General features: G+C 69.8%; 22 protein-coding genes and 1 tRNA gene. 8 read left to right on the top strand and 15 right to left on the bottom strand.

What is annotated here, in order from left to right:
• Window positions 1-46 precede the first annotated feature (46 nt).
• The 4 genes from BW41_RS13430 to purL form a co-directional block, all read right to left on the bottom strand.
• On the bottom strand, window positions 47-1,372 hold the full coding sequence (locus BW41_RS13430) for an outer membrane protein assembly factor BamB family protein (RefSeq protein ID WP_037535023.1): 1,326 nt from the start codon (window positions 1,370-1,372) through the stop codon (window positions 47-49).
• Window positions 1,369-2,121: a tetratricopeptide repeat protein gene (locus BW41_RS13425; protein WP_037535022.1), complete on the bottom strand. Its 753-nt coding sequence runs from the start codon at window positions 2,119-2,121 to the stop codon at window positions 1,369-1,371. The genes BW41_RS13430 and BW41_RS13425 overlap by 4 nt, the downstream gene beginning before the upstream one ends.
• A gap of 112 nt (window positions 2,122-2,233) precedes the next feature.
• Window positions 2,234-3,097 (bottom strand): 3-methyl-2-oxobutanoate hydroxymethyltransferase, encoded by an 864-nt coding sequence (gene panB, locus BW41_RS13420; RefSeq protein ID WP_037535021.1) that lies wholly within the window; start codon window positions 3,095-3,097, stop codon window positions 2,234-2,236.
• Between the two features lie 54 nt (window positions 3,098-3,151).
• Complete coding sequence (gene purL / locus BW41_RS13415) at window positions 3,152-5,371, bottom strand: phosphoribosylformylglycinamidine synthase subunit PurL (RefSeq protein ID WP_037535020.1); 2,220 nt, start codon at window positions 5,369-5,371, stop codon at window positions 3,152-3,154.
• A 104-nt stretch (window positions 5,372-5,475) separates the two neighbouring features.
• On the opposite strand from purL, the gene BW41_RS13410 reads away from it, so the two are divergent.
• Window positions 5,476-5,781: a polyhydroxyalkanoic acid system family protein gene (locus BW41_RS13410; protein WP_037535019.1), complete on the top strand. Its 306-nt coding sequence runs from the start codon at window positions 5,476-5,478 to the stop codon at window positions 5,779-5,781.
• A gap of 230 nt (window positions 5,782-6,011) precedes the next feature.
• Here the strand turns inward: BW41_RS13410 and fghA are convergent, their stop codons facing one another.
• The 5 genes from fghA to BW41_RS13385 form a co-directional block, all read right to left on the bottom strand.
• Entirely contained in the window at window positions 6,012-6,842 is an 831-nt protein-coding gene (gene fghA / locus BW41_RS13405) for an S-formylglutathione hydrolase (RefSeq protein WP_037535038.1), read from the bottom strand.
• Between the two features lie 9 nt (window positions 6,843-6,851).
• Window positions 6,852-7,235 (bottom strand): VOC family protein, encoded by a 384-nt coding sequence (locus BW41_RS13400; protein ID WP_037535018.1) that lies wholly within the window; start codon window positions 7,233-7,235, stop codon window positions 6,852-6,854.
• Window positions 7,236-7,487: 252 nt separating this feature from the next.
• Window positions 7,488-8,609 (bottom strand): S-(hydroxymethyl)glutathione dehydrogenase/class III alcohol dehydrogenase, encoded by a 1,122-nt coding sequence (locus BW41_RS13395; protein WP_037535017.1) that lies wholly within the window; start codon window positions 8,607-8,609, stop codon window positions 7,488-7,490.
• Between the two features lie 72 nt (window positions 8,610-8,681).
• Complete coding sequence (locus BW41_RS13390) at window positions 8,682-9,323, bottom strand: histidine phosphotransferase family protein (RefSeq protein ID WP_037535016.1); 642 nt, start codon at window positions 9,321-9,323, stop codon at window positions 8,682-8,684.
• A gap of 63 nt (window positions 9,324-9,386) precedes the next feature.
• Window positions 9,387-9,788 carry a M67 family metallopeptidase gene (locus tag BW41_RS13385; protein WP_037535015.1) on the bottom strand — a complete coding sequence of 134 codons (402 nt, stop codon included), beginning with the start codon at window positions 9,786-9,788 and terminating at the stop codon, window positions 9,387-9,389.
• Between the two features lie 20 nt (window positions 9,789-9,808).
• On the opposite strand from BW41_RS13385, the gene BW41_RS13380 reads away from it, so the two are divergent.
• The 4 genes from BW41_RS13380 to mtgA all read left to right on the top strand — a co-directional run bounded on the left by BW41_RS13380 (window position 9,809) and on the right by mtgA (window position 13,687).
• Entirely contained in the window at window positions 9,809-10,756 is a 948-nt protein-coding gene (locus BW41_RS13380) for an RluA family pseudouridine synthase (RefSeq protein ID WP_037535014.1), read from the top strand.
• 62 nt (window positions 10,757-10,818) lie between these two features.
• Window positions 10,819-11,724, top strand: coding sequence for an RNA polymerase sigma factor RpoH (rpoH, locus tag BW41_RS13375; RefSeq protein ID WP_037535013.1), 906 nt, complete (start codon window positions 10,819-10,821; stop codon window positions 11,722-11,724).
• Window positions 11,725-11,728: 4 nt separating this feature from the next.
• On the top strand, window positions 11,729-13,003 hold the full coding sequence (locus BW41_RS13370; protein ID WP_037535012.1) for a flavin monoamine oxidase family protein: 1,275 nt from the start codon (window positions 11,729-11,731) through the stop codon (window positions 13,001-13,003).
• A gap of 9 nt (window positions 13,004-13,012) precedes the next feature.
• Window positions 13,013-13,687, top strand: a complete 675-nt coding sequence (mtgA, locus tag BW41_RS13365) for a monofunctional biosynthetic peptidoglycan transglycosylase (RefSeq protein ID WP_037535011.1) — start codon at window positions 13,013-13,015, stop codon at window positions 13,685-13,687.
• Between the two features lie 114 nt (window positions 13,688-13,801).
• Here mtgA and BW41_RS13360 read toward each other — a convergent pair whose 3' ends face one another.
• Window positions 13,802-14,125 carry a YbaB/EbfC family nucleoid-associated protein gene (locus BW41_RS13360; RefSeq protein ID WP_037535010.1) on the bottom strand — a complete coding sequence of 108 codons (324 nt, stop codon included), beginning with the start codon at window positions 14,123-14,125 and terminating at the stop codon, window positions 13,802-13,804.
• On the bottom strand, window positions 14,122-15,768 hold the full coding sequence (locus BW41_RS13355) for a DNA polymerase III subunit gamma/tau (RefSeq protein ID WP_037535009.1): 1,647 nt from the start codon (window positions 15,766-15,768) through the stop codon (window positions 14,122-14,124). The genes BW41_RS13360 and BW41_RS13355 overlap by 4 nt, the downstream gene beginning before the upstream one ends.
• A 92-nt stretch (window positions 15,769-15,860) precedes the next feature.
• On the opposite strand from BW41_RS13355, the gene BW41_RS13350 reads away from it, so the two are divergent.
• From BW41_RS13350 to BW41_RS13340, 3 genes are all read left to right on the top strand, one after another.
• On the top strand, window positions 15,861-16,115 hold the full coding sequence (locus BW41_RS13350; protein ID WP_152542315.1) for a hypothetical protein: 255 nt from the start codon (window positions 15,861-15,863) through the stop codon (window positions 16,113-16,115).
• A gap of 110 nt (window positions 16,116-16,225) precedes the next feature.
• Entirely contained in the window at window positions 16,226-17,980 is a 1,755-nt protein-coding gene (gene recJ, locus BW41_RS13345) for a single-stranded-DNA-specific exonuclease RecJ (protein WP_037535007.1), read from the top strand.
• A 52-nt stretch (window positions 17,981-18,032) separates the two neighbouring features.
• Window positions 18,033-18,107, top strand: a tRNA-Glu gene (locus BW41_RS13340).
• Window positions 18,108-18,117: 10 nt separating this feature from the next.
• Here the strand turns inward: BW41_RS13340 and BW41_RS13335 are convergent.
• The 4 genes from BW41_RS13335 to BW41_RS21370 form a co-directional block, all read right to left on the bottom strand.
• Window positions 18,118-18,996 (bottom strand): polysaccharide deacetylase family protein, encoded by an 879-nt coding sequence (locus BW41_RS13335; RefSeq protein ID WP_037535006.1) that lies wholly within the window; start codon window positions 18,994-18,996, stop codon window positions 18,118-18,120.
• A 33-nt stretch (window positions 18,997-19,029) separates the two neighbouring features.
• Window positions 19,030-19,572 carry a DUF2076 domain-containing protein gene (locus BW41_RS13330; RefSeq protein ID WP_051583494.1) on the bottom strand — a complete coding sequence of 181 codons (543 nt, stop codon included), beginning with the start codon at window positions 19,570-19,572 and terminating at the stop codon, window positions 19,030-19,032.
• Between the two features lie 69 nt (window positions 19,573-19,641).
• On the bottom strand, window positions 19,642-20,445 hold the full coding sequence (locus BW41_RS13325) for a metallophosphoesterase (protein ID WP_081793094.1): 804 nt from the start codon (window positions 20,443-20,445) through the stop codon (window positions 19,642-19,644).
• Window positions 20,442-21,221, bottom strand: a 780-nt coding sequence (locus BW41_RS21370) for a hypothetical protein (protein ID WP_037535005.1), incomplete at its 5' end; no start/stop codon positions are given. The genes BW41_RS13325 and BW41_RS21370, both read right to left, overlap by 4 nt.

The following is a 21,221-nucleotide window of genomic DNA, read 5'->3' as shown; positions in this document are numbered from 1 at the left end:
GAGGGCATCGCAAGCAACCCCAATTCCGCCCCGGCCGCGGAAAGGATCACCGATAGGCGGTGATCTTCCCCGACTGGCCGAGCGTGTAGAGCGTCGACTTCACGACGATCGGCGGCAGCGCATAGCTGTCCTTGGTCTCGATCGTCTTGACGATGCTGCCGTCGGTCGGCGAGGCGAAGGCGATGTCGCCCAGCGAGTTGGTCAGCACCAGCCGGTTGCCGGCGAGCACCGGCCCGAACCACGTGACCTGCGGCCCCTTGTTCTTCTTGGCGTTCTTGAAGCGCTGCAATTGCGCGATCCAGCGTGCCTTGCCGTTCGACCGGGCGAGGCAGACGAGCCGCGCGTCGTCGGTGACGACGAACAGCCATTCGCCCGCGATCCACGGGGTCGAGATGCCGGCGAAATTCTGCTCCCACAGCCGCTGGCCGGTGGCGAGGTCGAGGCTGACCATGCGGCCGCCCTGGCCGACCGCGAAGACGCGGCCGTTGTCGATCACCGGCGCGGCATCGATATCCGACAGGCTCGACACCGAGGTGGTGATCGAGGTGCGCGACAGAGCGTCACCCCACAGCACGCGGCCGTTCTCGTAGCGATAGGCGTTGAGCTCGCCGCTCGAGAAGCCGGCGACGATCGTGCCCTGGCTCGCGGCGGGGGCGGCGACGCCGAACACGCCCTGCGTCTCCAGCGTGCCCGACTGCGTCCATTGCACCTTGCCGTCGCTCTGGTTGAGCGCGAAGATCTGATTGTCCTGGCTCAGCACATAGACCGAGCCGTTGGCGACGGTCGGGGCGCCGCGCAGCGGGCCGCCCGGCTTGGCGCGCCAGATTTCCTTGCCGTCCGCGGCATTGACCGCGACGACGTCGCCGACGCCGTCGGTCGCATAGACGTGGCCGTCGTCATAGCTCGCGCCGCCGCCGAACCGCGCCGGACGATTCTGGTCGCCGGTGCTGACCGAGGCGTCCCAGAGCTTCGCGCCGCTGTCGGCGGCGAAGGCGTGGATCTGCGCATTGACGTCGACGACGAACAATTTGTTGTCGGCGACCACCGGCGGCGCGCCGAGGCGCTCGCGGTTGGAGGCGCGGCCGATCGACTCCTGCCAGGCGCGCGCCGGCGATTCGGCCAGCGCCAATTGTCCCATCGACTTGGCGGCATTGCCGCCGGGCTGCGTCCAGGCGTCGTTCGGCTCCGCGGCGGGCAGCGTCACCTGGATGTCGGCGATCGTGCTGTCCGCCTCGATCGCATTTTCCGATGCGAGGATCGGCACCCGCTCGCCGACCGTCGGCGTCTTCTTGGTATGGCCCTTGAAGATGCCGCAGGCGGACAGCGCCATCAACGCCGCCACCGCCACCGAGGCCCGATATCTCGTCGTCATTGCGCAGGTGCTTCCTTCGATTGTGCGCCGGCCGCGCTGGCGGGAGAGACGATCCGCACCTTGGCGGCATCGTTCGGCGTGGCATCGATACCCATCGTGCCCGCCATCTGAACCGCGCGTTGACGGATCGTGTCGGGCACCGCGTCATTCTGCGCGAGCTGGCTGAACAGCTGGCCGGCGAGGTCCTTGCGGCCGCTGTCGAGATAGGCGATCGCGAGCATCTCGCCGGCGCTGCCGAAATAGGCGTTGGTCGGCACCGCGATCGGGCGCAGCCGCTCGATCACCACCTGCGGCTTCAGCGTGTCGAATTCGGCGCTGGTCTGGCGGATCAGCGCGAGGTCGCGGAACGGCTGGGCGAGGCTGGTGTCGGCGGCGATCCTGGCGAACATCGCCGCGGCGGGCTTGATCTGCTGCTTGCCGAGCAGGATGTCGGCCTGCGTCATCTGCGCGAGCGCGCGATAGCCGGGGCGCGGCGAGGCGGCGATCGGCTTGAGCATCGTGTCGGCCTTGTCCGCCTGTCCGGCGCCGAGCGTATCATAGGCGGCCTGCAATTGCTCGCCCTCGACGCCCGCCGCCTCGGTCTGGCGATGCTGCCAGTAGAGGACGCCGGCGAAGGCGGCGAGCGCCACGACGATCGCGGCGATCGTCCAGCGGCCGTAGCGCTCCCAATAGCTGGTCAACTGGTCGCGGCGCAGCTCGTCATCGACTTCGCGCAGGAACGCTTCGTTGTTTTGCGGCGTAAGGGCCAAGGAGGGCTCCGGAACAGACGGTGGAATTGGCGCGCACTCTTAGCGGCGACGCCGACGAAACGAAAGCACGCGAAATGTGGCGGGTTGAGGGCGCTGCACCGCGGGCGGGGACTTACACCTTGGCGGCGTAGATCTGCTCGGGTCCCGGGAAGGTCCGCGCGCGCACCTCGGCGGCATAGCGTTCGGCGGCGTCGGAGATGCGCGCCGCCATATCGTCATAGCGTTTGACGAAGCGCGCGGTGCGCTCGAACAGGCCGAGCATATCCTCCGCCACCAGCACTTGGCCGTCGCAGCGGGCCGAGGCGCCAATGCCGATCGTCGGGCAGGCTACGCTTTCGGTGATGCGGATCGCGATCGGCTCGACCACGCCTTCGATCACCAGGGCGAAGGCGCCAGCCTCGGCGATAGCGGTGGCGTCGGCGGCGATCGCCTCCGCCTCCGCGTCGCTGCGGCCGCGTGCACCATAGCCGCCGAGCACGTTGACCGCCTGCGGCGTCAGGCCGACATGGCCCATCACCGGAATGCCGCGCTCGCTGAGGAAGCGTACCGTCGGCGCCATCGCCGCGCCGCCTTCCAGCTTCACCGCCGCGGCACCGGTCTGCTTGAGCAGCAAGGCGGCGCTGTCGAACGCCTGCTGCGGCGAGCCTTCGTAGCTGCCGAACGGCATGTCGATGACGACCAGCGCGTGATAGCTGCCGCGCACCACCGCCGCGCCATGCGCCGCCATCATCTCCAGCGTCACCGGCACGGTGGAAGGCAGGCCGTAGATCACCTGGCCGAGGCTGTCGCCGACGAGCAGCATGTCGCAATGCGGGTCGAGCAGCTGCGCGGTGCGCACCGTATAGGCGGTAAGCATCACCAGCGGTTCGCCGCCGCCCTTGCGCTGGCGAATCGCGGGCACGGTCAGGCGCTTGCGCGGCGCCGGCGTCGGGTTGGCGCGGCTGGTCGCGGTGTCGATGGTGAAGGTGGTGGACATGGCCATGCCTTACCGCGCGGGGCGGGCGGGCGCTACCCGGCCCGCCGCTGCCGGTCAGGCGAGCGCGCCGTCCACCCCCATCAGCGCCGGGAAGAAGCCCTCGTGCGCGCTGCGCAGCGCCTCCAGCGTCACCACGTCGTCACGATCGGGCCGTTCGAAGATCAGCCGCTTGCCGCCGGTGCGCCCGAGCGGCTCGGCCTCGACCCCGGCGGCATGCGCCGCGCCGAGGAAGTCGAGCAGCGCCGCATCGTGGACGGTGACGACATAGACGCCCTGGTCCTCCGCGAAGAAGGCGCGCGCACAGTCGAACGGCTGCTTGCGGTCGATCATCGCGCCGACATTGCCGGCGAGCGCCATTTCGGCGAGCGTCACCGCGATGCCGCCGTCCGACACGTCGTGCACTGCGGAGAGCTGCCCGGCGGTGATCGCGGCGCGGATCAGGTCGCCGGTCTTGCGCTCGGCGGCGAGATCGACCGGCGGCGGCGGGCCGTCCTCGCGGCCATGGCATTCGCGCAGGAAGAGCGACTGGCCGAGATGGCCGCGCCGCGTGCCGACCGCGAGGATGATGTCGCCGGTGCCCTTGAAGGCGATCGTCGCATTCCGGGTCCAGTCCTTGAGCAGCCCGACGCCGCCGATCGCCGGGGTCGGCAGGATCGCGCTGCCGCCGCCGGTCGCCTTCGATTCGTTGTAGAGCGAGACGTTGCCGCTGACGATCGGGAAGTCGAGCGCGCGGCACGCCTGCGCCATGCCGTCGAGGCAGCCGACGATCTGGCCCATGATCTCGGGCCGCTGCGGATTGGCGAAGTTGAGGCAGTTGGTGATGGCGAGCGGCGTGCCGCCGACCGCGGTGATGTTGCGCCACGCCTCGGCGACCGCCTGCTTGCCGCCCTCGACCGGGTCGGCGAAACAATAGCGCGGGGTGCAATCGGTGGTGATCGCCAGCGCCTTGTCGGTGCCGTGGACGCGGACCACCGCGGCGTCGCCGCCGGGCGCCTGCACCGTATCGGCACCGACCATGTGGTCATATTGCTCCCAGATCCAGCGACGGCTGGCGATGTCGGGCGAGCCCATCAGCGTCAGCAGGTCGGCGGCGATGTCGCGGCTCTCGGGCACGTTGGCGAGCGGCGCCGGCGGCGGCGTCGGCACGTGCGGCCGGTCGTACAGCGGTGCCTCGTCGGCGAGCGGGCCGAGCGGGATGTCGCAGACGGTCTCGCCCTTGAAGGTCAGCACCATGCGGCCGGTGTCGGTGACACGGCCGATCACCGCGAAATCGAGCTCCCATTTGCGGAAGATCGCCTCGGCCTCGGCCTCGCGACCGGGCTTGAGCACCATCAGCATGCGCTCCTGCGATTCGGAGAGCATCATTTCATAGGGCGTCATGCCGGTTTCGCGCTGCGGCACGTCGTCCATCACCAGCTCGATGCCGACGCCGCCCTTCGACGCCATCTCGACGCTCGACGAGGTGAGGCCGGCGGCGCCCATGTCCTGGATCGCGACGATCACGTCGGTCGCCATCAGTTCGAGGCAGGCCTCGATCAGCAGCTTCTCGGTGAATGGATCGCCAACCTGCACGGTCGGACGCTTGGCATCGGCATCCTCGCCGAAATCGGCCGACGCCATCGTCGCGCCGTGGATGCCGTCGCGCCCGGTCTTGGACCCGACGTAGACGATCGGATTGCCGATGCCGCTCGCCGCGGAATAGAAGATCTTGTCCTGATCGGCGATCCCGACCGTCATCGCGTTGACCAGGATGTTGCCGTCATAGGCGGGGTGGAAATTGACCTCGCCGCCCACCGTCGGCACGCCGACGCAATTGCCGTAGCCACCGATGCCATGGACGACGCCGCTGATCAGGTGGCGCATCTTGGGATGGGTCGGCGATCCGAAGCGCAGCGCGTTCATGTTGGCGACCGGCCGTGCGCCCATCGTGAACACGTCGCGCAGGATGCCGCCGACCCCGGTCGCCGCACCCTGATAGGGTTCGATGTACGACGGGTGGTTGTGGCTCTCCATCTTGAAGATCGCAGCCTGATTGTCGCCGATGTCGATCACGCCGGCATTCTCGCCCGGACCGCAGATCACCTGCGGCCCTTCGGTCGGCAGCTTCTTGAGGTGGATGCGGCTCGACTTGTAGCTGCAATGCTCGGACCACATCACCGAAAAGATGCCGAGCTCGACCAGATTGGGCGCACGGCCCAGCGCGTGGAGGACGCGCTCATATTCTTCCGGGGACAGGCCGTGGTCGGCGACGATCTGGGGCGTGATCTCGGTCATGCGGCGCGCCTTAGCGGGGCGCGGGGGTTTCGTCACCATCGCTGATGGTTGACGGCGCACGGCGCGCGCGGGCAGGGGGCGCGGCCTGTTCCACGGAGACGATGATGGCCGCGATCCCCTTCGACATAGCGCACGACCTCGGCCGCGACGAGGCGCGGCGGCGGATCGCGGCGGGGCTGCCCAAGCTCGCCCGGCATATCCCCGGCGGCGGCACGGTCGATGCCGACTGGACGGGGCCGGACACGCTGGCGCTGGCGATCGTCGCGATGGGGCAGAAGGTCGCGGTCGACATGACGGTCGGCGACGCCGACGTCCGCGGCACGGTCAGGGTGCCGATGATGCTGGCGATGATGTCCGGCCCGATCGCCGACTTCGTGAAGACCAGCGCGGAGAAGATGCTGGCCAAGTGAAGAGGTGATCACGTGCGTTCATCCGCTGAGCGTCGCGTGATCCTGTCAGACTAGAGTGCTCCGGCGCAGGCGGGAGCCCAGTGTTTCTGTGCCGCAAGCCGTCGTTCTGCTGGGCCACTGGATTCCCGCCTGCGCGGGAATACGGGCGGGCAGGCGGAAGCCCCCGATCAGCAGCGGCGTTCTACAAGCGGAGGTGATGGGGTGACCATCGCTAGCGTACCCGTAACCCGCTACCCCAGCCGCGCGGCATGCCAGGCGAGATGGTCCGCCATGAACGTCGCGATGAAATAGTAACTGTGGTCATAGCCCGGCTGCATCCGCAGCGTCAGCTCGATCCCCGCGGCGTCACACGCCTCGGCGAGCAAGTGCGGGCGTAGCTGCTCGGCGAGGAAGTGGTCGGCCTCGCCCTGGTCGACGAGCAGCGCGGGCACGCGCGCGCCGTCCTCGATCAGCGCCACCGCATCGTGCCGGCGCCACCCCGCGCGGTCCGCGCCGAGATAGCCGCCGAGCGCCTTCTCGCCCCACGGCACCCGGCTCGGCGCGACGATCGGTGCGAAGGCGGAGACGGCGCGGAACCGTTCCGCCAGCGTCAGCCCGATGGTCAGCGCGCCATGACCGCCCATCGAATGGCCCATGATCGACTGGCGCGCCATGTCGGCCGGGAAATGCGCGGCGATCAGCGCGGGCAATTCCTCGGTGACGTAGGACCACATGCGGAAATGCGCCGCCCAGGGCGCCTCGGTCGCATCGACGTAGAAGCCGGCGCCCTGGCCGAAGTCATAGGCGGGATCGTCGGCGACGCCGTCACCGCGCGGCGAGGTGTCGGGCGCGACGAAGATCAGCCCGAGCTCGGCGCAGGTGCGGCGATATTCGCCCTTGTCGGTGACATTGGCGTGCGTGCAGGTCAGCCCCGACAGATACCAGATTACCGGCAGCGTCTGTCCCGGCACATGCGGCGGGACATAGACCGAGAAGGTCATCGGCGTGCCGGTCGCGTCGGAGGCATGGCGATAGACGCCCTGCGTGCCGCCGAACGCCCGCGCGGTGGCGACGGTCTCGATCGCCATCGCTCAGGCCGCCATACGGTGCGCGGCGCACAGCTTGTTGCCGGCGGGATCGCGCAGATAGGCGAGGTAGAGCTGGCCGAACGGCGACTGGCGCGGGCCGGGCGGGTCCTCGATCGCGGTGCCGCCATGCGCGAGTCCGGCGGCATGCCACGCATCGACCGCCGCGGGCGAGGCGGCGGCGAAGCCGATTGTGCCGCCATTGGCGTGGCTGGCGGGCTCGCCGTTGATCGGCACGCTCAGCAGCAGCCGGCCGCCAGCGTGCATATAGGCCGTGCGGCCCTTGGCATCGCTGACCCCCAATCCGATGCCGAGCGCGCCCAGCGTCGCATCGTAGAAGGCGCGCGAGGCGGCCATGTCATCGGTGCCGAGCATGACGTGGGAGAACATGGGAGGCTCCTTCATGTGTGTTCGATGCTACGCTTGGTCGAAGGTAAAGCGGGTCGCTGTTTCAGCGATCCAGCCGTCATCGGGATGGTTGAGAATACCATTCCGTATCTCCCTAGCTACCACCCCGGCGCAGGCCGGGGTCCAGTCGGGTGGACCCTGGTAATCACTCACTCCGCGTCCCCCATCTGGGCCCCGGCCTCCGCCGGGGCGGTCGGAGGATTGTTGCAGGAATCCAGGGGGAATCGTGCGCCGTCAGTAGATCACCACGCTGCGGATGCTCTCGCCGGCGTGCATCAGGTCGAACCCCTTGTTGATCTCGTCGAGCGTCAGGCGGTGGGTGATCATCGGGTCGATCTGGATCATCCCGTCCATATACCAGTCGACGATCTTGGGCGTGTCGGTGCGGCCGCGCGCGCCGCCGAACGCGGTGCCGCGCCAGTTGCGCCCGGTGACGAGCTGGAACGGGCGGGTGCTGATCTCCTTCCCCGCCTCGGCGACGCCGATGATGATCGACGTGCCCCAGCCGCGGTGGCAGCATTCGAGCGCCTGGCGCATCACATCGGTGTTGCCGGTGGCATCGAAGCTATAGTCGGCGCCGCCGTCGGTCAGCTGGACGATATGCGCGACGATGTCGCCCCCCGGCACCGAAGAGGCATCGCGCGGATTGGCGAAATGGGTCATGCCGAAGCGGCGGCCCCAATCCTCGCGATCCGGATTGATGTCGACGCCGACGATCATCTTCGCGCCGGCGAGCTTCGCCCCCTGGATGACGTTGAGGCCGATGCCGCCGAGGCCGAAGACGACGACGGTGTCGCCCGGCTGCACCTTGGCGGTGTTGACCACCGCGCCGACACCGGTGGTGACGCCGCAGCCGACGTAGCAGCTGGTGTCGAACGGCGCGTCGGGGCGGATCTTGGCGACCGCGATCTCGGGCAGCACGGTGAAGTTGGAGAAGGTCGAGCAGCCCATGTAGTGGAAGATCGGCTGGCCCTTGTAGCTGAACCGGGTGGTGCCGTCGGGCATCAGCCCCTTGCCCTGCGTGGCGCGGATCGCGGTGCACAGATTGGTCTTCTGGCTGAGGCACGACTTACACTGGCGGCATTCGGGCGTGTAGAGCGGGATGACGTGATCGCCGACCGCGACGCTGGTCACCCCCGCGCCGACCTCGCGGACGATGCCCGCGCCCTCATGGCCGAGCACGCTCGGGAACAGGCCCTCGCTGTCGAGGCCGTCGAGCGTATAGGCGTCGGTATGGCAGATGCCGGTCGCCATGATCTCGACCAGCACCTCGCCGGCCTTCGGTCCTTCGAGGTCGAGCTCGACGATCTCGAGCGGCTGTTTGGCGGCGAAGGCGACGGCGGCGCGGGTCTTCATGGATCGGAGCTCCGGAAAGTGCAGGCCGCCCGGTTAGTCCCCTCCACCCGGACAGGGCAAGTCGCGGCGGGATCAGCCGCGAAATACCGCGCCGAAGATCATGATCGTCTCGGTCGGCTCGCTGATCTGCAACGTGCCGCCCGCCTGCGCCACCAGGCTGTGCACCATATAAGCGGCGGCGGTGCGCGGCGTGACCCCCTCCGGCCCCTCGCCGTGATCGAGCGCGAGCCGCAGGTCGGGCGCGAGGATGATGCGCGGCCCCTCGATCTTGACGACGATCTCGAGCTGGCCGTTATTCTCCTCGCCGCCGACGTCGAGCGTGCCGCCGCGCACCAGCGCCTCGCTCGCCAGCAGCGCGAGGTTGAGCATCACCTTGAGCGCCGTCTTGGGCAATTGGTCCGACTCGACCCACCAGTTGAAGGTGGTGCGCTTGTTGTCGATCAGCAGGCCTTCGATCGCCGTCTTCGCCTCGCGCGAATCGACGCGGTCGCCGAAGCCGCCCGCCCCGCCGAACGCGAGGCGGAAGAACTTGAGCTTGTTCGCCGAGGCGCGGGCGGATTCGGCGAGCAACTGGAAGACGCGCGCGCGCATCTCCTCGTCGGTTTCGTCGGTGAGCAATTCCAGTCCGTTGTTGAGCGCGCCGACCGGCGAGAGCAGGTCGTGGCACAGCCGCGAACAGAGCAGACTGGCGAAATCGACCGGACTGACGGACATGAGCTTCCCCTGGATGAACGCTGCGTGTGTGGCCGAGCCGAGTCGCGCGCGCAAGGGCGGCCGTCAGGCGATGCGCAGCGGCACCGGCGCGAACCGCCCCTCGACCGGTCCGCCGGCGACCGCGCGCCAGCCGCGCACCGTCCCGCCAGCGACGATCAGCCACAGCGCACCGTCGGGCGGTGCGCTCGCGGCATCGCGCGGCGAGGGACGCGCGATGCCGCTCGGGTGCGAATGATAATGGCCGATCAGGCGCGGCCCGCCGCCGCGCGCGGCGCGATGCGCGGCGAGCAAGGCGGCCGGATCGATCTCGAACCAACGCGCCGGATCGGCGGCGACGTTGCGGCACGGCCGGATCGCGGTGATCGCCGCATCGTCGCCGAACAGCAGGCCGCAGACCTCCGCGTCGGGACAGGCGGCGGCTTCGCAGCGGATGCGGTCGATCAGGTCGCTTGCAATTGCGGTCATGCTACCCACATCCCTAGTTAATGGACCGGGGGGTTTCCATCATTGAAGCAGTGATCGCGCCGGCGGCGGACGGCTGGCGGCTCGATCGGGCGCTGGCCGATGCGGTGCCGACCCTGTCGCGCGAACGGCTGAAAGTGCTGATCGCCAGCGGCGCGGTGACGCGCGCGGGCCTGATGGTGCGCGATCCCGCCAAGCGCGCCGCGGCGGGCGACCGGCTCGCGGTCGCGGTGCCCGTGCCGAGCCTGCCGCATAACGAGGCGCAGGATATCCCGCTCGTCGTCGCCTATGAGGACGAGCATCTCATCGTCATCGACAAGCCCGCCGGGCTGGTGGTGCATCCCGCGGCTGGCAATCTCGACGGCACCCTGGTCAATGCGCTGCTCCACCATTGCCAGGGCTCGCTGTCGGGGATCGGCGGCGTCGCGCGGCCGGGGATCGTCCACCGCATCGACAAGGACACCTCCGGCCTGATGGTCGCCGCCAAGACCGATCGTGCGCATGAGGGGCTGGCGCGGCAGTTTCACGATCACAGCATCGATCGCCGCTATCGCGCGATCGTCGGCGGCGTGCCGCGTCCGGCGGAGGGCAAGGTCGACGCGCCGCTCGCGCGCTCCGCGGCCAATCGCAAGAAGATCGCGATCGTCCCCGGCGGCAAGCGCGCGGTGACGCATTACCGCACGATGCAGGTGCTGCGCGATGCGGCGCTGGTCGAATGCCGGCTGGAGACGGGACGGACGCATCAGGTGCGCGTCCATATGGCCTCGCTCGGCCACGCCTTGCTCGGCGACCCGGTCTATGGTAGAACAAAGGGTGTTCAAAAGGCGCTGCTCGAAACCCTTGGTTTCCGGCGCCAGGCCTTGCACGCCGCCCATCTCGGGTTCATCCATCCGGTGAAAAGCACCGCTTTGGCGTTCGAAAGCCAGATGCCTGCAGACATGCAGGAACTGTTCACCGAGCTTCACGTATAGATTCGAGCCGCTTCGTTGCCGCAGTGCGGAACGAGGCGCCTCCAAGAAAGGGAGATCAGATCATGGCAGCCCGCAGCAACGTCCCCGCGACGATTCCTGCCCTCGGCGGGGAGCAGAGCCTCAACCGCTACCTGGCCGAGATCAAGAAATTCCCGATCCTCGCTCCCGAGCAGGAATTCATGCTCGCCAAGCGCTTCCAGGAGCATGGCGATACCGATGCGGCGGCGCAGCTCGTCACCAGCCATCTGCGGCTCGTCGCCAAGATCGCGATGGGCTATCGCGGCTATGGCCTGCCGACGTCGGAGCTGATCTCCGAAGGCAACATCGGCCTGATGCAGGGCGTCAAGAAGTTCGAGCCCGATCGCGGCTTCCGCCTCGCCACTTATGCGATGTGGTGGATCCGCGCCTCGATCCAGGAATATATCCTGCGCTCGTGGTCACTCGTGAAGATGGGCACCACAGCCGCGCAGAAGAAACTGTTCTTCAACCTGCGGCGGATGAAGTCGAAGCTCGACGCCTTCGAGGACGGCGACCTCAAGCCCGAGCATATCACCAAGATCGCCACCGATCTCGGCGTCGCCGAAGCGGACGTCGTGTCGATGAACCGCCGCATGGCGATGGGCGGCGACACCTCGCTCAACGTCTCGATGCGCGAGGATGGCGAGGGCCAGTGGCAGGATTGGCTGCAGGACGACGCGCCGTTGCAGGATACGGTGGTCGCCGAGGCGCAGGAGGCGGACGTCCGCCACGGCATGCTCGTGTCGGCGATGGACGATCTCAACGATCGCGAGAAGCATATCCTCACCGAGCGGCGGCTGACCGACGATCCCAAGACGCTGGAAGAGCTGTCGCAGGTCTATGGCGTATCGCGCGAACGCGTGCGGCAGATCGAGGTGCGCGCGTTCGAGAAGCTCCAGAAGGCGATGATGCGCATCGCCGGCGAAAAGCGTCTGCTCGCCGCGGCCTGACCCGATGCGCACCGTCGTCATCGGCGGCGGTGCGGCCGGGATCGCCGCGGCCCGGCGGCTGCACGATGCAGGCGCCGAGGTGCTGCTGGTCGAGGCGGGCAGCCGACTCGGTGGCCGCGCGCGGAGCGTCTCGGTGGAGGCGCTAACCGGTGGTGAGAGACTGTCTTCGCGCGCGCCGGATCGGGCCGAAGGTCAACCCGCCATCGATCTCGGCTGTGGCTGGCTCCATTCCGCCGGCCGCAATCCGTGGACCGCGGTCGCCGACCGCAGCGGTGCCGCGATCGATCGCAGCTCCCCCCATTGGGGCGAGCAATGGCGCGACCTCGGCTATCCGCCCGACGAGCAACGCGCCTTCCGCGCCGCCTATCAGCGCTGGGACGCGGCCGCGCATGACGCGCTCGCCGGCCCCGACCGGCCCTTGTCCGATTTCGTCGCGCCGGACGATCCGTGGCGGCCGATGATCGATGCGATCTCGGGCTATGCCAATGGCGCGCCGCTCGACCGTGTCTCGCTGCACGATTGGGCGGCTTACGAGGATGCCGCCACCGACGACAATTGGGCGCTTCCCGCCGGCTATGGCACGCTGATCGTCGGACACGCCGGCCCGGTGCCGGTGCGGCTCGATACGCCGGTGACACGGATCGACCACCGCGGCCGGACGATCCGGCTCGACACGCCCGCGGGGACGATCGAGGCCGACCGTGTCATCCTCGCCATCCCGACGAGCGCTTATGCCGCGATCCGCTTCGACCCGCCCTTGCCCGACAAGCAGGCGGCGGCGGCGGCGCTGCCGCTCGGTCTCGCCGACAAGGTGTTTCTCGCGGTCGACCGACCCGAATGGCCGGCACAGGCGCATCTGATCGGCGATCCGCATCGCAGCTGCACCGCCAGTCACCGGCTGTCGCCCTTCGGCCTGCCGATCATCGAAAGCTTCTTCGGCGGCGCCTGCGCCGAGGCGATGGCCGACACCCGCGCCGCGACCGACTTCGCGATTCGCGAGCTGGTCGCGTTGCTCGGCTCCGACTGGCGGCGCCGGCTGACCCCGCTCACCGCGACGCACTGGCGCGGCGAGTCGTATATCCACGGCAGCTACAGCCACGCGCGGGTCGGGCAGGCGGGGGCGCGCGCGATCCTCGCCGCGCCGGTCGACGATCGCCTGTTCTTCGCGGGCGAGGCCTGTTCCGCCACCGACTTCTCGACCGCGCACGGCGCCTATCAGACCGGCATCGCCGCCGCCGACGCGATCCTCCCCTTGCTGGAGCCCGCGCCGCGCCGGTAAGGAGCGGCGATGCTCTTCGTCCTCCGCCTCCTGTTCAAGGCCGGTCTGGTCTTCGTCGCGATCAGCCTGCTGTGGGTCGGCAGCTATCGTTTCGTGCCGGTGCCCTTCACCTGGACGATGGCGGGCGATCTGCTCGGCGGGCGCAGCGTCACCAAGGACTGGATGCCGCTGTCCGAGATGGACCCCGACATGGCCCGCGCCGCGATCGCCGGCGAGGATGCGCGTTTCTGCTCGCATCACGGCTTCGACTGGCAGGGGATCGCGCACGCCGCCTATAGCAATGCGCAGGGCAACCGGCTGCGCGGCGGCTCCACGATCAGCCAGCAGACCGCCAAGAACGTCTTCCTGTTCCAGGGCGGCGGCTATGTCCGCAAGGCGTTCGAGGCCTATTTTACCGTGCTGATCGAGACCCTGTGGGGCAAGCGCCGGATCATGGAGGTCTATCTCAACGTCGCCGAGACGGGGATCGGCACCTATGGCGTCAATGCCGGGGCGATGCGCTATTTCCACCACGACGCTTCGCACCTGACCCCGACCGAGGCGGGGCGGATCGCCGCGGTGCTGCCGCTGCCCAAGAAGCGCGCGGCGATCGACCCGCACGGCTTCGTCCGCCGCCACGGCAACGCCCTGTCGCGCTATGTCGGCGTGGTGCGGCGGAGCGGGCTGGACAGCTGTCTGCGGTAGGGGAGGTCGGTCCGGGGCAGCGTCTTACCCCTGTATCGCGCCTGTCTTGTCGTCCTGCCCCGGTGGTCATCCCCGCCTGCGCGGGGATGACAAATTCCAGCGGAGCTAAGACCCTCAGAACGGCAGCTTGAACCCCGGCGGCAGCGGCAGGCCGCTCGTCATCTTCGACATTTCCTGGCCCGACACCGCATCCGCCTTGGCGCGCGCATCGTTGAACGCCGCAGCAAGCAGGTCCTCGAGCATCTGCTTTTCCGACACCTCGATCAGCGAATCGTCGATCGCGATGGTGATGATCCGGCCCTTGGCGCTCGCCTTGACCTTGACCAGGCCGCCGCCCGAGACACCCTCGACCTCGATCGTGTCGAGCTGGTCCTGCGCCTTCTGCAGCTCGTTCTGGACGTTCTGCGCCATGGCGAGGATTTCGTCGATATTCTTCATGCCATACTCCGTTTGCCGGGCCAGGATTCGAGTTCCGCCTCGGGGAAGGCGGCGAAGGCCGCCCTGACCAGCGGCGTGTCGAGGATCGCCAGCCGCTTCGCCTCGTCGTCCGCCTTGGCCTGCTCGCGCAAGGTAGGCGCGCCGGGCGCATCCTCCAAGGCGATCTTCCAGACCTGTCCTGTCACGGACTTGAGCGCATCGGCGACGTCGCGCAGCGTATCGGCGGACATCGGCCGCGACCCGCTGAGGATCAGCTCGGGCGCCGCATAGCGGACGACGCGCGCGCCGTGGCTGAGTTGCGCCGCGACCGCGAAATGGCCCTTGTCCTCGAGCAGGGTGACGAGGCCGGGGAAGTCCGCGGGCACCGCCGGACGTTCGGCCACGGGGGCGGCGGCGGCGGCGGGCGCCGGCGCGCCGGACGCGGCAGCGGGGGCGCCGATCGCGCCGAGCTTGCCGCTGGCGATCTGCTTCGCCAGTTCGCCGGGATCGGGCAGGCTCGCGGCATGGATCGCGCGCAGCAGCGCCATCTCCGCCGCCTCGATCGGCAGCGCCGCCTTGGCGACCTCGTCATGCCCCTTCAGGAACAATTGCCACAATCGGTGCAGCGCCGGGAAGGACAGGGCCGCCGCCCATTCGTGCCGCGCCGCGCGCTCCTCGGCGGGCTGGGCGGGATCGTCGGCGGTGCCGACCTTGGTCAGCGTGATGCCGTGCACCGATTCGAGCAGCGCGCGCAGCACCGCCTGCGGATCGACACCATAATCATATTGCCGGCGCAGGCTGGCGAGCGCCCCCGCCGAATCGCCGGCGAGCACCAGCGCGAGCAGGTCGCGCACCGCGCCGCGATCGGACAGGCCGAGCATCTGGCGCACCGCATCGGCGGTGACGCCGCCGCCCTCCAGCCCGGCATGCGCGATTCCCTGGTCGAGGATCGACAGGCCGTCGCGCGCCGAACCTTCCGCGGCGCGTGCGATCAGCATCAGCGCCTCGGGCTCGGCCTCGACGCCTTCCTCGCGGCAGACGAAGGCGAAATGCTGGGCGAGCTGCTCGGCCGAGATGCGCCGCAGGTCGAACCGCTGGCAGCGCGACAGCACGGTGATCGGCACCTTGTTCACCTCGGTGGTGGCGAACAGGAATTTGACGTGCGCCGGCGGCTCCTCCAGCGTCTTCAGCAACGCGTTGAACGCGTTCTTCGACAGCATGTGGACTTCGTCGACGATATAGATCTTGTAGCGTGCCGACACCGCAGCATAGCGCGCCGCATCGATGATCTCGCGCACGTCGTCGACGCCGGTATGGCTGGCGGCGTCCATCTCGATCACGTCGATATGGCGCCCTTCCGCGATTGCGCGGCACGGCTCGCAGACGCCGCACGGATCGATCGTCGGACCGCCCTGGCCGTCCGGGCCGATGCAGTTGAGCGCCTTGGCAATCAGCCGCGCGGTCGACGTCTTGCCGACGCCGCGCACCCCGGTCATCAGGAACGCATGCGCCAGCCGGTCGCGCTTGATCGCATTGCCGAGCGTGGTGACCATCGCGTCCTGGCCGATCAGCTCGCGGAAGGTCTGCGGACGGTATTTGCGCGCCAGCACGCGATAGGGCGTCGCCGCCGCCGGTGGTTCGCCCAGATCAAAGGAATCGGCCATTGGCGCTGATATAGGCAGGGAGCGGGCCGGTGTCGAAGGGTGAGACGGGAACGGCGGTTCCGGCGCCGGGACGATAGATGGAGGGGACGACCTTGCTCGCCGATCTGCTCACCGCATTCGCATCGACGGCCTGCGTCGGTTTGATCGGCTACGCCGCGACCCGGTGGCTGGCCCCCTTGCGTCCGGCCCGTTTCGGCGGCTTCATGCTGGCGATCGGCTATGCCTCGGCACGGTTCAGCGGCTCGGGGGCGGGGGAGGCGCCGCTGATGCGCGCGATCGGTGCCGCCGCGGCGCTCGGGTTGCTGTGGTTCCTGTGGTTTTCTGAACGCGACGCGGATCGGCCGTGACACCGCGATGAGCCGCTGACCGGCAAAGCGTTTCCTCCTTGGCGCATCTTGCTTTAAGGACGGCGGACCGTCGCGCCGTGCCGCGCCCTACCGGAACCTTTGCCCCATCCATGACCCCCGTTCTCGGCGTATCCCATTCGATTCTCGGCCAGCCCTGGCATTGGCGCAGCCTCGCCGCCGATGCGCGCGAGGGCTTTGGTGCGGACGATCTCGTCACCCAGCTGCTGCTCGCCCGCGGCGCCGAGCGCGAGACGCTCGACGATCACCGCAGCCCCTCGATCCGCGCCTTCATGCCCGATCCGTCGGTGTTCCGCGACATGGACCGCGCCGCGGCGCGGCTCGCCGATGCGGTGCAGGCGGGGGAGAGCGTCGCGGTGTTCGGCGATTATGACGTCGACGGCGCCACCTCGGCGGCGCTGATGATCCTCGTGCTGCGCGAGCTCGGGCTCGAGGCGCGGCCCTATATCCCCGACCGGCTGCTCGAAGGCTATGGCCCATCGGGCGATGCCCTGGTGCGGCTGGCGGGTGAGGGGGCGTCGCTGATCGTCACCGTCGATTGCGGCGCGCAGGCGTTCGACGCGCTGGCGATGGCGCATGCCCATCCGGTCGACGTCGTCGTCGTCGATCACCACAAATGCGCCGCCGCGCTGCCGCTCGCGCATGCGCTGGTCAATCCCAACCGTCTCGACGAGGCGGAGGGCGCGGCGCACGGCCACCTCGCCGCGGTCGGCGTCTGCTTCCTGCTCGCCGCCGCGCTGCTGCGCGTGCTCGATGCGCGCGGGTTCTTCGCCAGCCGGGCCAAGCCCAATCTGCTCCACCATCTCGATCTCGTCGCGCTCGGCACCGTCGCCGACGTCGCGCAGCTGCGCGGGCTCAACCGCGCCTTCGTCGCGCAGGGGCTCAAGGTGCTGGCGCAGCGCCGCAACCCCGGCCTCGCCGCGCTGATCGAGGCGGCGCGGCTGACCCGTGCGCCGACGTGCAGCGACCTGGGCTTCGCGCTCGGCCCGCGGATCAACGCTGGCGGCCGCGTCGGCCGTGCCGACCTCGGCGTCCGGCTGCTCACCACGCGCGATCCCGACGAGGCGCGGCAGATCGCCGTCGAGCTCGACCGGCTCAACGAGGAGCGCCGGCTGATCGAGGCGGGCGTGCAGCAGGCCGCCGAGCTCGGCGCGACCGGCGACCGCCGCGTCGTCGTCGTCGCGGGCGAGGGCTGGCACCCCGGCGTGATCGGCATCGTCGCCGGTCGCCTCAAGGAGAAGCTCGGCCGCCCGGCGATCGTCATCGCGATCGGCGAGGACGGGCTCGGCAAGGGATCGGGCCGGTCGATCGCCGGGGTCGATCTCGGCGCGGCGGTGCTCGCGGCGAAGGAGCACGGGCTGCTCGTCGCCGGCGGCGGCCACGCGATGGCGGCGGGGCTGACGATCCCCGCCGACGGCATCGCCGCCTTCGCCGACTTCCTCGAAGCGCGGCTCGCCGCCACCGTCGAAAGTGCGATGGAGAGCCGTGCGCTGCTCGTCGACGCGGTACTCGCGCCGGGCGGGATCAACCCGCTGCTGGTCGAATCGCTCGACGTCGGCGGGCCGTACGGCATGGGCTGGCCGGCGCCGCGCATCGCCGCCGGGCCGGTGCGGATCATCAAGGCGGACGTCGTCGGCAACGGCCATGTCCGCGCGGTGGTGGCGGGCGACGATGGCCGCAGCTTCAAGGCGGTGGCGTTCCGCGCCGCCGACACCGCCCTGGGGCAGGCCCTGCTCGCCGCCGCGCCGCACCGCCGCCTGTGGCTCGCCGGCCGCGCCAAGATCGACGATTGGGGCAGCCGCCCGGCGGCGGAAATGCACCTCGAAGACGCCGCTTGGGCGAATTGATCGCTGCAACCCCTTGACCGATCGCCGACCCTCTTCTAGCAGCACCCCCGCTGGCCCCTTCGTCTAGCGGTTAGGACGCGGCCCTTTCACGGCTGAAGCACGGGTTCGATTCCCGTAGGGGTCACCAGCACTTCCCCTTACACCGCCACCCCCGTGGCCGCGACATGCGCGGCGATGTCGCCCGCGGTCGTCCACCAGATGCGCGGATCGTCCGCGGCGCGCAATTCGGTCAGCACCTTCGCCAGCGGCGGGACGCGGTGCGCCTGTCCCATGATATAGGGATGCAGCGCGATGCCGAGGACGAGCGGCCGGCGGTCGCATTCGGAAAGCAGTTGCTCGACCGCGGCGCGAATCATCGCGGCGAAGGTATCGGCTTCCTGATGGCGCTGGATGATCGAGGGGATGTCGTTGATCTCCTGCGAATAGGGGATCGACAGCAACGGCCCGTCGCTGGTCGCCAGCCGCGTCGGCTGATCGTCATGCGCCCAGTCGAGCACATAGCGATAGCCCTCCGCGGCAAGCAGGTCGGGGGTATGGTCGCTTTCCGAGATCCACGGGCCGAGCCAGCCGGTCGGCGCGGCGCCGAGCGCGGTGAGGCGCGCGGTGACGTCCGCGATCAGCGTGCGCTCGGCATGGTGCGACAGCTTGCCCTGCGCCTGCGCGTTGCTGCCGCCGTGCGCGGCGATCTCGTCGCCGCGGTCGCGGCAGGCCTCGGCGAGGCCGGGGCAGCGGTCGAGCACCGCGCTGTTGAGCAATGCGGTGGTGCGCAGCTGCAAACGGTCGAACAGGTCGAACAACCGCCATGCGCCGACGCGATTGCCGTAATCGCGCCACGCGTAGTTCATCACGTCGGGCTGGGTCTGCGACGGCGCGAGTTCGGCGCCGAGGCCGCCGCCGAAGTCGAACACCTCGTAATTGACGCCGAGGTAGATCGCGAGGCGGCGGCCGTCCGGCCAGTCGTAATCGGGCCGGTCGATGATCGGGCGATAGGCGTAGCGGTCGTGATGCTTGGACATGGACGCGCAACGCACGACCGGCCGGACCGGCCCCTACCAGTCGCCGCGATCGTCGTAATCGTTGTCGCCGTCGTCGCCGTAATTGTTGATGACGACATTCTCCTCGGGCGCGAGGAAGCCCTGGCCGCTGCCGTGGTGGCCGCCGAACAGGTCGGACAGGCCGCTGAACAGCATCTCGCCGCCGGCGACGCCCGCCGCGGTGGTGCCGGCGGCGCGCAGGAAGCTGCCAAGCCCGCCGCCGCCAGACAGGATGCCGGGCCGCGCCTCGGGCGCGGGCGGGGCATAGTTGGTCTGGGCGAAGGCGGGCGACGCGCCCCACGGCCCCTGCTCGGGCAGGAACCGGTTCGCGGCGGGCTGCGGCGCGAGCTGCCGCTCCAGCTCGGCGATCCGCGCCTGCGCCGCGTGCAGCGACTGGTCGGCGACGATCGCATGCTGGACGAGCACATAGGCAGCGTCCGGATTGGCGGCGAGCGCCTGGCGGATCATCGCATCCGCCTCGGCATCCTTGGCGATGCCGCGCGCCGCGCCGAGGTCGGCGAGGAATTGGGAGAGGAGGGTGCGTTCGTCCGGTGTCATCTCTGATCCCCTGGATAGGTCGCCGCGGAAGATCGGTGCGGATCGGTCCCAGTCAACCGGCGGGGGCGATCATGACGCCGAATTCACCTCGGCCGCCGGCGTGTCGACCGCCTGCAGGATCGCGGCGCGGTCGTCGCACAGATAGAGCGCGGTGAGCACGCCGGTCTTGTACGCGCCGGTATCGATGCCGATGCGGTGCGGCAGCAGCACCGGCTGGTCGCCGGTCCAGGTATGGCCGTGGACGATCACCGCCGCGGCAGGGCGCGGGTGGTCGAGGAACTCGTCGCGGATCCACAAAAGGTCGTCGCGGCGCTGCGCGTGCAAGGCCACGCCGGGAACGACGCCGGCATGGACGAAGGCGTAATCGCCAACCTCGACGAGCAGGTCGAGACGGTCGAGCAACTGATAATGCGAGGTCGGCATCGCATCGAGCAGGCTGTCGCGCAGCGCGACGAGCGTCGTGGGGGTGTCGAGCGCCGCCTCGTCGGGAATCGCCACGCCGTACGAGGCGATCGTCGCCGCGCCGCCGACCGCGAGCCAGCGGCGATGTTCGGCCGGGCGATCGAGGAAGCCGCGCAGCATCGCCTCGTGATTGCCTTCGAGCAGCCGCGCATCCACCGCCTTGGACCGCAGCAGCCAGACCAGCGCCGCGAGCACCGCCGCCGAGGCGGGGCCGCGATCGACATAGTCGCCGCACAGCAGCAGCCGCGGCGTCACGCCGGGATGCCGCTCCGCCGCGTCGCGGCTGATCTCGGCGAGCAGCGCATGGAGCAGGTCGTAGCGGCCGTGGACGTCGCCGATCGCATAGAGCGGCTGCGGTCCGGCGCGCAGGCCCGGCGCGGGGTTATGCGCGACGCGACGGATGGCGATCATCGCCACGCCATCCGGTCGTCCCCCGGCGCATTGTCGGCGTAGAGCTGAAGGTCGGCGGCGATCATGCCGTAGATGCGCAACGCCTCGCGCGGGCGGCGCTGCGAGACGCGGCGGGCGCGCAGCCATTCGTCGCGATAGTCGCGCAGCGTGCCGTTGCGCACCTGTGCGGCGGTGGCGCGGTCATAAGCGACCGCGACGGTGCGCTCCGCCGCCTGCAATTGCGGGGCGAGGCACGACGCCTCGTCATAGCAAGTGCGCGCGGCATAGAGGGCCGGGGGTGCCCGGTCGATCGCCACGGGGCGCTCGGCGCGGCGCGGGCGCGGCACGACGATCGGCCGCTCGTCGGCGCGTGCGGTCTGACGGGTCGCGGCGGCCGGCGGCGCGGGCGTCGCCCCGTCCGCCGCGGCCGAATCGACACGATAGTCGGCGCCGGCGCGATCATCGGCGTCACCGCGATAGCCGGTGTCGCCGCGATCCTCGGTGTCGCCGCGATAGTCCTGCGCCTCCGCAGTGTCGCCGGGCGTCGGCGTCGGCACGGTGGCGGCGGCGACCATCACCGGCGCCACGGTCGGCGCGGCAGCGGGGCGGGTGGCGATCCGCTTGGGGGCGGCGCGCTGCGCCGGCGCGGCGCCCGAATCGAGTACGGCGCTGCCGCCGATCAGCCCGGCGGTGATCATCGTCGCGACCCCGCCGACCGCGACCAGCGCGCGCCAGGCGCGGTGGCGTCGCTGCGGCACCAGCGCCGGCGCGCGGTCGTTCGGCAGATCGCCGCGAGG

Origin of the sequence: Sphingomonas sp. RIT328, assembly GCF_000632225.1 — a bacterium.
Lineage (GTDB): Bacteria > Pseudomonadota > Alphaproteobacteria > Sphingomonadales > Sphingomonadaceae > Sphingomonas > Sphingomonas kyungheensis.
Note: the sequence above shows the minus strand (reverse complement) of the source record. Positions and strands in the feature narration are given on the sequence as shown.

Coding starts and splice junctions, on each gene's coding strand:
- BW41_RS13430 (WP_037535023.1), bottom strand. CDS start 1,372: ATGACGACGAGATATCGGGCCTCGGTGGCGGTGGCGGCGTTGATGGCG.
- panB (WP_037535021.1), bottom strand. CDS start 3,097: ATGTCCACCACCTTCACCATCGACACCGCGACCAGCCGCGCCAACCCG.
- purL (WP_037535020.1), bottom strand. CDS start 5,371: ATGACCGAGATCACGCCCCAGATCGTCGCCGACCACGGCCTGTCCCCG.
- BW41_RS13410 (WP_037535019.1), top strand. CDS start 5,476: ATGGCCGCGATCCCCTTCGACATAGCGCACGACCTCGGCCGCGACGAG.
- BW41_RS13400 (WP_037535018.1), bottom strand. CDS start 7,235: ATGTTCTCCCACGTCATGCTCGGCACCGATGACATGGCCGCCTCGCGC.
- BW41_RS13395 (WP_037535017.1), bottom strand. CDS start 8,609: ATGAAGACCCGCGCCGCCGTCGCCTTCGCCGCCAAACAGCCGCTCGAG.
- BW41_RS13390 (WP_037535016.1), bottom strand. CDS start 9,323: ATGTCCGTCAGTCCGGTCGATTTCGCCAGTCTGCTCTGTTCGCGGCTG.
- BW41_RS13385 (WP_037535015.1), bottom strand. CDS start 9,788: ATGACCGCAATTGCAAGCGACCTGATCGACCGCATCCGCTGCGAAGCC.
- BW41_RS13380 (WP_037535014.1), top strand. CDS start 9,809: ATGGACCGGGGGGTTTCCATCATTGAAGCAGTGATCGCGCCGGCGGCG.
- rpoH (WP_037535013.1), top strand. CDS start 10,819: ATGGCAGCCCGCAGCAACGTCCCCGCGACGATTCCTGCCCTCGGCGGG.
- BW41_RS13370 (WP_037535012.1), top strand. CDS start 11,729: ATGCGCACCGTCGTCATCGGCGGCGGTGCGGCCGGGATCGCCGCGGCC.
- mtgA (WP_037535011.1), top strand. CDS start 13,013: ATGCTCTTCGTCCTCCGCCTCCTGTTCAAGGCCGGTCTGGTCTTCGTC.
- BW41_RS13360 (WP_037535010.1), bottom strand. CDS start 14,125: ATGAAGAATATCGACGAAATCCTCGCCATGGCGCAGAACGTCCAGAAC.
- BW41_RS13355 (WP_037535009.1), bottom strand. CDS start 15,768: ATGGCCGATTCCTTTGATCTGGGCGAACCACCGGCGGCGGCGACGCCC.
- recJ (WP_037535007.1), top strand. CDS start 16,226: ATGACCCCCGTTCTCGGCGTATCCCATTCGATTCTCGGCCAGCCCTGG.
- BW41_RS13335 (WP_037535006.1), bottom strand. CDS start 18,996: ATGTCCAAGCATCACGACCGCTACGCCTATCGCCCGATCATCGACCGG.
- BW41_RS13330 (WP_051583494.1), bottom strand. CDS start 19,572: ATGACACCGGACGAACGCACCCTCCTCTCCCAATTCCTCGCCGACCTC.
- BW41_RS13325 (WP_081793094.1), bottom strand. CDS start 20,445: ATGATCGCCATCCGTCGCGTCGCGCATAACCCCGCGCCGGGCCTGCGC.